The 2,609-nt window shown below is 45.3% G+C and carries 2 protein-coding genes and 2 pseudogenes; 2 read left to right on the top strand and 2 right to left on the bottom strand.

The genetic code is table 11. The features are described from left to right. Nucleotides 1-138 precede the first annotated feature (138 nt). Together IM477_RS19475 and IM477_RS19470 are read right to left on the bottom strand one after the other, a co-directional pair. A complete protein-coding gene (locus IM477_RS19475; protein ID WP_002759710.1) occupies nucleotides 139-783 on the bottom strand; it encodes a histidine phosphatase family protein in 645 nt (214 codons plus the stop codon). 49 nt (nucleotides 784-832) lie between these two features. Then, the gene (locus tag IM477_RS19470; protein ID WP_287733138.1) at nucleotides 833-1,471 is read right to left on the bottom strand and encodes a histidine phosphatase family protein; all 639 of its coding nucleotides are present in this window, start codon (nucleotides 1,469-1,471) and stop codon (nucleotides 833-835) included. A 248-nt stretch (nucleotides 1,472-1,719) separates the two neighbouring features. Here IM477_RS19470 and IM477_RS19465 point away from each other — a divergent pair. Continuing rightward, nucleotides 1,720-1,848 (top strand): annotated as a pseudogene (locus IM477_RS19465) (RNA-guided endonuclease TnpB family protein); the annotation flags it as partial. A gap of 442 nt (nucleotides 1,849-2,290) precedes the next feature. Further along, a pseudogene (locus tag IM477_RS23210) lies at nucleotides 2,291-2,485 on the top strand (GltB/FmdC/FwdC-like GXGXG domain-containing protein); the annotation flags it as partial. Nucleotides 2,486-2,609 lie beyond the last annotated feature (124 nt).

Raw genomic sequence — 2,609 nt, 5'->3', positions numbered from 1 at the left:
TACGGGACAAAGGGTTAACCTCGATTTATGATTTTCCTTGATATATCTGGGTTTCAGCGATTTTGGGCTTCTCGAAGTAAATCCCAAGCGGGGATTGGAGTTGAGGCTTTTCTCGATTTGTTTTTTGTCTAAGTCCCATTAGGTGCAAGGAAGAGAACGCAGGTACTCACTGAGGTGGGAACGTAAACCGATGCCATGGAAAAGCGGGCCACGACTGCCTAATTCGACGATACTGACGGCGGCCACGGGCATTTCAAACCGATCGCGATAACGGCCCACATCGATACCCATCAGACTACAGAGCATGATCCGGATGGTGGCCTTGTGGGAAACAATCAGGATATTACCATCACTGTGGGTGTGTTCGATTTCCTCCAAAACGGCCGCCGAACGACGGGCGATATCGATCCCCCTTTCTCCGTTGGGGGGAGCATTCCAAGCGGGATCCGTCAACCAGCGTACATAGAGATCATGATATTGGCGATCGATATCGTTGGGGTGCATACCTTCCCAAAGACCATAACCGATCTCTTGTAATCCCTGGCGGATTTCTAATTTCAGTCCTACCGCTTCACAGAGGGGTTTAGCGGTTTGAATAGCTCTTTGTAGGGGACTGACGTAGGCCGCGCGCCAAGGTAAAGAACGATAGACATCGGCGAATTCCTCGGCCATTTCGATGCCTTCGGCAGTCAAACCGGGGTCATTTTCTGGAGTACCACAGTATCCTCCCGTTTTGCTATAGGCCGTTTGTCCGTGTCGTAGAAAATATAACATCAAGCACATAGTTTTTCAGGAGACCAAATTCGGGGCTTCCCTGGTTACTGTTGACTGGTTAAGTTCCCGCTCGCGAGCGCAGGTCATTGCGGAGGTAAGAGCGATCGCCCATGACTTGAAAGAGGGGACCGTGTTCGGCTAATTCGACGATCGTCACCGAGGCCACGGGCATGGCAATTCGATCGCGATAACGGCCGATATCAATGCCTAAAAGAGAACATAACATGATTCGGATCGTTGCTTTATGGGAAACGATCAAAATATGGCCATCATCGTGATTATGGTCGATTTCCTCTAATACTTCCGAACTGCGGCGAGCGATATCGATGCCTTTTTCGCCCCCTGTGGGAGAATTCCAGCCCGGATCTGCTAACCAGCGCACATAATCATCATGAAACTCCCGATTAACCTCGGCTGCGGTTTTTCCCTCCCATTGGCCGTAGGCAATCTCTTTTAATCCTTCCCGTTTGTGGATGGGAATACCTAAGAGATCGCTTAAAGGGGTGGCCGTGGCCATGGTGCGCTTGAGGGGACTAGAATAGATCCCTGTCCAAGGCACATCTCGATAGACAAGAGCGAAATCCTTGGCCATTTCATCGCCGGCCGGGGTTAGTTGCAAGTCTAATCGACCGCAAAAACTACCCGCTTGACTGGCTGTGGTTTCGCCATGACGCAAAAAGTAAAGTTTTAGACTCATTTTTTGGGTGCATCTCAATATTTGTGACTCTCTCCCACTTATAGTGATACTAAATCCTGTTTAAAAAGTACAGGAGACCAGGGAGCAGGGAGTGGGGAGCAGGGAGAAACAATCCATAACTTGGCAGTTAATCACACTATTAAAAACGGATTTGGTAAGCTAAACGGCACTTAACCTGCATGATCCAATAGCTATAACCCTTTTGGAGTCTATATCGGTGATCCGAAGTAAAAGCCGTTTAGCTTATGATAAAAGGTAAAAAAGGTTATCCTAAATTCCCAAAGAATAATCGTTCTGTAGAGTATAAACACTCTGGTGGGAAATTATCGAATGATAGAAAGAAAATAACTTTCACAGATAAGAAAAATATTGGCACGGCGCTTTATCCAACCTTCTGATTATCTGTTTGGCTACCTTAGTTGGTAAAGCTAAATAATCAGAACTTTGAGCTACTTGGTGATAGAGTTGATTAAAATTTAATTTCTTGTGTTCAACCAAGAAATATTGGCGATAGTGGTAATTAGCTAGATTGAAGAGATTTTTTGACAAAAAAGCAGCTCGGTCAATTTCTGACCAGCAAGGATGGCATTTGGTGATGATATGGCGTTCAACTAGCTTCATGTCTTGATTGCAGCTGATAACCCTCTCAAAATCTATCTCCCTTAAAACCTACTTCTTTTAACCATCTAGCTAGATGGATTCAGAAGGTTTAAGGAAATTTGAGGAGATTTAGAGAGAATTTTCGTTTCTGTATTTACCCCCACACCCTACCCCCACAAAAAACTTTTTGCCGCAAACCCTATCCAGACTACAGTTTTTATCAATCCCCTCGTCAACTATTTTCGCAACCGGCAAGAAATCCACTCCTCCCAAGCAGCAGTAAAAGAAACCTCCTACTACGGCACTCTCGAAACTCTCCTCAACGAAAATGGTCGTGCCGGTGAACGGTTTACTGTCCGCAATTCCACCGCAAAAGTAGTTATCGAAGAGGCCGGGGATCACCTCTGTCAATACACATAGGGCTTGCTGAAAAAGTCGCTCAAAGAATTATGCTATTAAGTGCCAATAATTTGTCGTTCAAATGATAAGTTTTACTTGAGTAAAATCACTTTTAACATAATTTTTATTAAAGCGTTGC

Origin of the sequence: Microcystis sp. M090S1, assembly GCF_020246295.1 — a bacterium.
GTDB lineage: Bacteria > Cyanobacteriota > Cyanobacteriia > Cyanobacteriales > Microcystaceae > Microcystis > Microcystis aeruginosa.
The sequence above is the reverse complement of the archived record's forward strand: the minus strand, read 5'-3'. Positions and strand labels throughout refer to the sequence as shown.

Bases quoted from the DNA above. Each gene is read 5' to 3' on its own strand.
- IM477_RS19470 (WP_287733138.1), bottom strand. From the start codon at position 1,471: ATGAGTCTAAAACTTTACTTTTTGCGTCATGGCGAAACCACAGCCAGT.
- IM477_RS19475 (WP_002759710.1), bottom strand. From the start codon at position 783: ATGTGCTTGATGTTATATTTTCTACGACACGGACAAACGGCCTATAGC.